Genomic DNA, 7,500 nt, shown 5'->3' with positions numbered 1-7,500 from the left:
TTCGTCCAGCACGACGAAAAGCGGCATAACCGCATTTCCTTTCTCATTGCTTACATCGACAACAAGGCTGTCCGCGACACCTTCAACCCCTTCGACTGCGCTGTAAATCTCACTCGTTCCTATTCTGATTCCGCCGCGGTTAATGGTCGAATCCGATCGTCCGTAAATTTGGCAGCTGCCGCTTGTCGTAATTTTAATCCAATCCCCATGTCTCCACACACCCGGATACATATCAAAATAGCTCTCATGGTAGCGCGAACCATCTTTATCATTCCAGAAAAAGAGCGGCATTGACGGCATCGGTTCTGTAACAACGAGCTCACCAACTTCATCAATGACAGCGTGCCCTTCTTCATCAAATGCCTCCACTTTCGCTCCCAACCCTCTACATTGGATGAGCCCGGTATAAACGGGAAGAATTGGAGATCCAAGTACAAATGCTGTACACACATCTGTCCCTCCGCTTGCTGAAGCAAGCCAGACTTCTGAGTTTACATTGTCGTACACCCATTTAAATCCTTCAGGCGGCAGCGGCGATCCTGTGGCCATGATGCTTTTTATTCGGCTTACGTCATATTTTTCTTTTGGCTTGATCCCTTTATTCATGCAGTTAAGCAGGTAGCTTGCGCTTGTCCCGAAGACCGTCATCCCTGTTTCTTCGGCAAATTCCCAAATGACATCAAGGGTCGGATAGCCCGGATTCCCGTCATAAAGCAAAATGGTTGAACCTGATAAAAGTGCCCCAACAACGACATTCCACATCATCCAGCCTGTCGTTGTAAACCAAAAAAACCGATCATCCTCTTTTAAATCACTGTGGAATATCCCTTTCTTTAAGTGTTCCAAAATGATTCCGCCCTGTCCTTGGACAATCGCTTTTGGAAGTCCTGTCGTTCCAGAGGAATAAAGAACCCAGAGCGGGTGGTCGAACGGAACTTGTTCATATGTAAGTGTTGCGTTCTGATGGCTTTTCGTAAAGTCATCCCAAAACTCAGCGTTTTTTAACGTGTTGATTGCTGGATTTTCTGTTAAGTAAGGAAGCAAAATCGTTTTTTCAAGTGATGGAATCGCATCTTGAATCTGTTTAACCGCTTCCATTCGGTTAAAATCTTTGCCGCTGTACCGGTAGCCATCAACCGCAATTAAAATTTTCGGTTCGATTTGTTTAAAGCGATCGACGACTGTCGGGCTGCCAAAATCCGGGGAACAGCTTGACCATGTGGCACCGATGCTTGCACACGCCAAAAAAGCAATTGCCGCTTCTGGAATATTCGGGATATAAGCAACGATTCTGTCTCCCGATTTAATGCCGGCTTCCTTTAGCCCCGCCGCAAACGAAGCAACTTGGTCGTATAGCTCTTGCCACGTCATTTCCTGAAGAGGGCGGATTTCCGATTTTGATAGGATGGCCGGTTGTTCAGGCCGTAAATTTCTGAAGACATGTTCCGTATAATTTAACTTCGCACCTTCAAACCATTTTGCGCCAGGCATATTGTGGCTTGAAAGTACTTTTGTATATGGAGTGGATGCTTTGATTTCTAAAAACTCCCATAGCGATTCCCAAAAGTCCTCAACTTCTGTAACAGACCAATTCCATAGTTCTTCATACGTTTCAAAACTTAATTGCTTATTTTCCTTCAACCAATTCATATAACGCACGATATTGGATTGGGATTTGAATTCTTCTGACGGTTCCCATAGCAATGTGCCTTCTTTGACAATTTCTGACATGATGATTGCCTCCTCTTTCATAAAATAAATCTTTTTCGTAAAATCACATGAGTCCAACTTTTCAAAAAAGACGTGTATCTGACTTCCGAACAAGGACGCGTCAGCGTCTTTGTTCCATATCTATTATAGAATAGTCTGTCGATTTTTACGATACGAATTATGAATTCTTCCACTGAAAACCATATTTAAATCTGATATCCTATGAATAAGAACTATTATTCAAAAGGTGATCGCATGCTAAATGAAGCAACTAGGCTATTAGAAAAACACTTTGGATACTCCTCCTTTCGCAAAGGGCAAGAAAAGATAATTGAGTGCATTACAAAAGGAAAAAATACGTTGGCCATGATGCCCACAGGCGGCGGGAAATCGATTTGTTATCAAATTCCAGCGTTGCTGTTTCCCGGTGTGACGCTTGTTATTTCACCACTAATTTCCTTGATGAAAGATCAAGTGGATTCCCTGAAATCCGCTGGCATTCCTTCAACTTACATAAATAGTACACTCACTTTATCTGAAGTTTCCAATCGCATCTCAAGCGCGCGAAAGGGCGAATACAAACTGATTTATATCGCACCTGAACGATTTGAATCTTCAAGCTTTGTATCACTTATCCAATCTCTTGTGATTTCATTGGTAGCCTTCGATGAAGCCCACTGTATTTCCCAATGGGGGCATGACTTTAGGCCAAGCTATCGTTCGATTGTCCCGATCCTTAGACAGTTGTCGCCCAAGCCGGTTTTCGTCGCTTTAACTGCAACAGCGACAAAAGAAGTGAGTGAAGAAATCCAATCCCTCCTTTCGATTTCTGAATCAAATACGATTGTGACCGGATTTGGAAGAAGTAATTTAACGTTCCAAGTGCTGAAAGGTGAAAATAAGCAGCAATTCCTTTTAAATTATATTAAACAACATCCTGAAGCTTCAGGGATTATTTATGCTTCAACTCGAAAGGAAACATACGAGCTTCACGCCTTTTTATTAAAAAATAACATCTCGGTTGGCAGGTACCATGCCGGGCTTTCCGAAGAAGAACGGGCTAACGTGCAAGAACAGTTTTTGTATGATGAAATTTCAATTATCGTGGCTACGAACGCGTTCGGCATGGGGATCGACAAATCAAACGTCCGATTCGTTATCCATTCCAATATGCCAAGAAACATTGAAGCCTATTACCAGGAAGCCGGAAGAGCCGGAAGAGATGGGGAACCAAGTGAATGCATTCTCCTTTTTTCACCGCGCGATATTCAATTACAAAAATTTTTAATTGAAGAATCATCAGCTGACGACAGCAGAAAAGCGAAAGAGTACCAAAAACTTCAATCCATGATCGATTACTGCCATACTGAACAATGCCTGCAGACATTTATCCTTGATTATTTTGGGGATTTCCACTCCGAGAATTGCGGTACGTGCGGAAATTGCAATGATGACCGTGAAACGATTGACGTTACCCTTGAAGCGCAGATGGTCTTTTCATGTATCAAACGGATGGATGAGCGTTTCGGGGCAACAATGGTAGCGCAAGTGCTGAAAGGATCGAAAAACAAGCGAATCCAACAATTTCAATTTTCTCGTCTATCAACCTACGGCCTTATGTCTTCGAAAACAGAAAAGGAAATTGTTGAATTGATTAACTATTTGACGGCTGAAGGCTATCTTGGATTAACCGAAGGGAAATATCCAGTCGTTTTCTTAAAAAAGAAAGCCTATTTTGTGTTAAAAGGTGAGACGAAAGTCCAAAAGAAATCAATGTACCAATCTTCATCGGCGATAACTGAGGACAATGAATTGTTTCAGAAATTGCGCCAGCTTCGTAAAAAAATTTCGTCAGAAGAACAAATCCCCCCTTATATCGTTTTCTCTGATGCTACGCTAAAAGAAATGAGCGTGAAAGTTCCACGTGACGAACGCGCCATGCTTACAATCAAAGGGGTTGGAGCCGCGAAATTCGAAAAATATGGGGAATTATTTTTGAACGAAATAAAAACGTATGCCACCGACAACCCTACTCGAGAAAATGCTCCGGCTACTCAACAAAAAGTGTATGAAACAAACACAGAAACACCCAGTCATCTTGAAACGTATCAGCTTTTTAAAGAAGGTTTCGATGTGAAAGAAATTTCCGCTAAACGCCAATTGGCGGAAACAACGATCCAAAGCCATTTGTTTCGAGCCGCCCAAGAAGGACATCCTATCGACTGGCAATCTTTTTTTACGCCAGATATCGAAAAATTAATTATGGAGACGAAGCAAACCATCGATTCCGAGAAATTAAAGCCACTTAAAGAAGCGTTGCCGGATTCCATTGATTATTTTACTATAAGGGCAGTTTTAATGAAAAATGAATCGCTGTCTTAATTTAAGGAGATCAGATGATGGCTGTAAGATTACTAACATTTGCTTTAACACTGATTTGGGGAGCGTCATGGATTTTAGCAAAAATCGGGCTTGATTATATGGGCCCGTTTACCTTTTCTTTGTTTCGCTTTGCTTCAGGAGTCATCGTTTTATTCCTAGTTTTATTTTTTATGAAGCGCCTTTCTATTAAACAAATCCCTCTTCGTGATTTGATGATATTAGGACTCATACAAACCGCCGCCGTTTTCTTATTTGTTGCATATGGGATGATGTTTGTCGATGCGGGAAAAACATCCGTATTGCTTTACACAATGCCGATTTGGAGCGGAATTTTGGCAGCCAAATTTTTAGATGAACAGCTGACAGGCGCAAATATTTTGGCAATGATTTTGGGAGCGGCAGGCTTGCTCCTTATCGTTGGTTTTGATTTAAATACACTAACCGATCGTTCCGTTATCATCGGCGATCTTTTTATCCTTATCGCATCGGTTTGTTGGGCGACAGCTAATATTTTTTACCAAAAAAAATTCAAGAAAGCGGATCGGCTGCAAGTGAATGCGTATCAAATGCTGTTTGGAACCATCGCCATGTTAATGGCTGCTTTAATGATGGAATGGGGCGAGCCAATCCAATGGACCGGCATGAGTATATTTGCCATTCTTTTCACAGGAATTGCCGCTTCAGCCATCAGCTTCTCAATTTGGTTTTATTTGCTTGACTCTGTAGATACCGCAACAGCGGCAATGTCTATTTTACTAGTGCCTATTTTCGGGCTGGTTTTTGGTGCGATATTTTTAGGCGAAAAATTAACAACGAATATTATTATCGGATCATCTTTAATTTTGATCGGTGTCGTACTCACCCAATTTTCCGGCATGTTTGTTTCAAAAAAGAAAAAAATGAAGAATTTTTCTTCACCAGAAAAGTTCTGAACGGACCGGGGTCACTTGCCCGGTTCCTCACCTTAATTGTTTTCTGAATATATGGTATAACGCCAATATTGCGCCATCATTTAATTTAAAATATCTCATGCTATAGAATCATATATTTCTTTTAAAATGCTAAAGGAGAAATTCCATGCATTTACGCCAACTGGAATATATTGATATGATTGTAAAACATGGGACAATGAGAGAAGCCGCACAGCAGCTTTTTGTGACAGAGCCAACAATCAGCCAGCAAGTTCGGGAATTTGAAAAGGAAATTGGCTTTCAAATTTTTGAACGTTCCGGCAGGAATATTAAACTGACAAAACAAGGAGAAAAAGTTCTCCCGACAATCCGGAATGTTCTTCTTTCGGTGAAAGATTTGGAGAACCATATTATCGAAATTAACGATCCATCAACAGGCCAGATTCAACTCGGGATTGGGCCCTTAACAGCAAGCCGCTACTTGCCAGAGTTGTTTCAAAAGTTTAATATACTTTACCCGAAGGTAAAGCTTAACGTCGTTCAAGGCGGTTTATTTGAATTAACGAGGCTATTAATCGACAACCAATTAGATGTCGTCGTCGCCCCTGTCAACCCCTCTACAAAGGAATTAATGGAACTCAATCATTTTGAGTGCATCACTTTATTCCATGATGAATACATTGCAATCGTTTCAAAAAACCATCCATTTTCGTCTAGAACAGAGATATCCATCCATGAAATATCAAATGAGCAGCTTATCCTGTACCGTACAGGTATCTTAAGGGAGTACATACTCTCTATTTTTGGAGAGGAATTTAAAGAAAATATTATCTTCTCAACCGATAATAATGAATCAACCCTTGCCTTAGTCCGCCTTGGGGTCGGAATTTCAATCATTCCAAAATTTTACACAGAATCATGGTCAGAAAAAGACAAAGAAGGCATCAGCTTTGTGACATTTCATGATATTGCCGTAAAATCAGATCCGTGCTGCTTCTACAGCAAAAAACGTTACGCTCCTCAATATTTAAAAAAATTCATTGAAATTTTAATCGAGATCACAAAGAAATAAGAGCAAAAAATTCCTCTTAGATGAAACCTAAGAGGAATGGTTGCATTTTTTCTATATTGTCGGGACAGGATCCCAAGCTGTAATAATCGTTTTTACCTTCCCTGTTTCCAAATCGTACATTCCCCGCTCGATTTCCCCGATGTTTCCTCCGTAAACATGGATTCCAATGCACGGTACATTTGAAGCACAAGAGACTTTGTGGACATCTTGATCAGACGTGCAGCAAACAGCGACATCCCCTTTTTTAACTGGCGCTCCATTACCTTTTTAGGCTGAGCATTCGTGGAAAACTCATAATGAATTTCATTTTCTTCCCCTTGCACAATGCCGATCACCCCCCATGTCCGATGATCGTGAATCGGGGTAGACTGTCCTACATCCCATACAGCCGAAGCGATCGAAAAACTATTATCCGGCGCTACATACAAAGGATATAACGTATATTTATCAGGATTCGGCTTTTTATACGCTTCAGGGATAATATCTTCATGCTTCAACAAGTCCCCCATATGTTCAGCCACTTTGCTTGTGATTGTTTTCTCTTCCGTTTCCATCTTGACAACTTTATCGATCTTTTCTACAAAACGTCGAAAATGCGGATCCATATTTTCTAAGTTGTTCATCTTCTCACCTCTCTAAAATCATTTAATGCTGCATACTAATTATGATATATTACTTTTGGAGTGAAGCCAATCCGCCATCACTTCATCGTTATGCTCGCCCAATTTTGGCGGATTCCTAGTAATCTCAAATTCATAGTTTGTCATTTTAATTGGGAAGCCAAAGTCTTTTATTGTTTGGCCGTTAGGCAATTCCAATTCGTTAATCAACCCCATGTCAGTAACGTGAGGGTCGTGTAAAATTTCTTCATATGAATTGATTGGAGCACAAGGTACACCATGAAAATCAAATTCCTCCAGCCATTCATCACAAATTCTTTTGGAAAATATCGGTTGCAGGATCCCTGCCAGTTCCCCTTGATTTTTCGCCCGTGACAATTGGGTCGTGAACCTTTCATCATTTACTAGGTCCGGGAATCCAACGACCCGGCAGACTGAGCTCCATAGCTTATCATTGCCTGCTGCAATGACAAATGGTTTGTCTTTCGCATAAAATCCCTGATATGGAGCATTTCTTGGGTGAGCGGAACCCAACCGTTTTGGTGATTTCCCAGTACCATAATATTCACTTACCTGCAATGCAGAGATGCCGAGCAAACTACCCAACATCGAGCAATCGATATGATTGCCTTTTTGTGTTTTTTCGATATTCGCTAATGAAGCCAAAATACTGTACGCCCCATAAAGCGCGGTCACAAAATCCCCAACTGGAACGCCGCTTTTTACCGGCGGGCCGTCTTCTTCCCCTGTCACACTCATTAAACCGCTAATCGCTTGAACTGTTACATCAAATGCGCCTTTTTGC

The 7,500-nt window shown here is 41.3% G+C and carries 6 protein-coding genes; 3 read left to right on the top strand and 3 right to left on the bottom strand.

Features of this window, described 5'->3' with window-relative positions; all coding sequences use genetic code 11:
- Positions 1–1,731 (bottom strand): acetoacetate--CoA ligase (locus tag DCC39_RS18220; protein ID WP_116556311.1); only part of this gene is annotated, 1,731 nt, incomplete at its 3' end.
- Between the two features lie 234 nt (positions 1,732–1,965).
- On the opposite strand from DCC39_RS18220, the gene recQ reads away from it, so the two are divergent.
- From recQ to DCC39_RS18205, 3 genes are all read left to right on the top strand, one after another.
- Positions 1,966–4,092, top strand: coding sequence for a DNA helicase RecQ (recQ, locus tag DCC39_RS18215; RefSeq protein WP_116556310.1), 2,127 nt, complete (start codon positions 1,966–1,968; stop codon positions 4,090–4,092).
- A gap of 17 nt (positions 4,093–4,109) precedes the next feature.
- Positions 4,110–5,024, top strand: coding sequence for a DMT family transporter (locus DCC39_RS18210; protein WP_165820935.1), 915 nt, complete (start codon positions 4,110–4,112; stop codon positions 5,022–5,024).
- Positions 5,025–5,169: 145 nt separating this feature from the next.
- Entirely contained in the window at positions 5,170–6,075 is a 906-nt protein-coding gene (locus DCC39_RS18205) for a LysR family transcriptional regulator (protein ID WP_116556308.1), read from the top strand.
- Positions 6,076–6,167: 92 nt separating this feature from the next.
- Here the strand turns inward: DCC39_RS18205 and DCC39_RS18200 are convergent, their stop codons facing one another.
- Together DCC39_RS18200 and DCC39_RS18195 are read right to left on the bottom strand one after the other, a co-directional pair.
- Complete coding sequence (locus DCC39_RS18200; RefSeq protein WP_116556307.1) at positions 6,168–6,698, bottom strand: cysteine dioxygenase family protein; 531 nt, start codon at positions 6,696–6,698, stop codon at positions 6,168–6,170.
- 39 nt (positions 6,699–6,737) lie between these two features.
- Positions 6,738–7,500, bottom strand: a 763-nt coding sequence (locus DCC39_RS18195; protein WP_133243510.1) for a CaiB/BaiF CoA transferase family protein, incomplete at its 5' end; no start/stop codon positions are given.

The organism is Pueribacillus theae, from assembly GCF_003097615.1.
GTDB classification, from domain to species: Bacteria; Bacillota; Bacilli; order Bacillales; family UBA6769; genus Pueribacillus; species Pueribacillus theae.
Note: the sequence above shows the minus strand (reverse complement) of the source record. Positions and strands in the feature narration are given on the sequence as shown.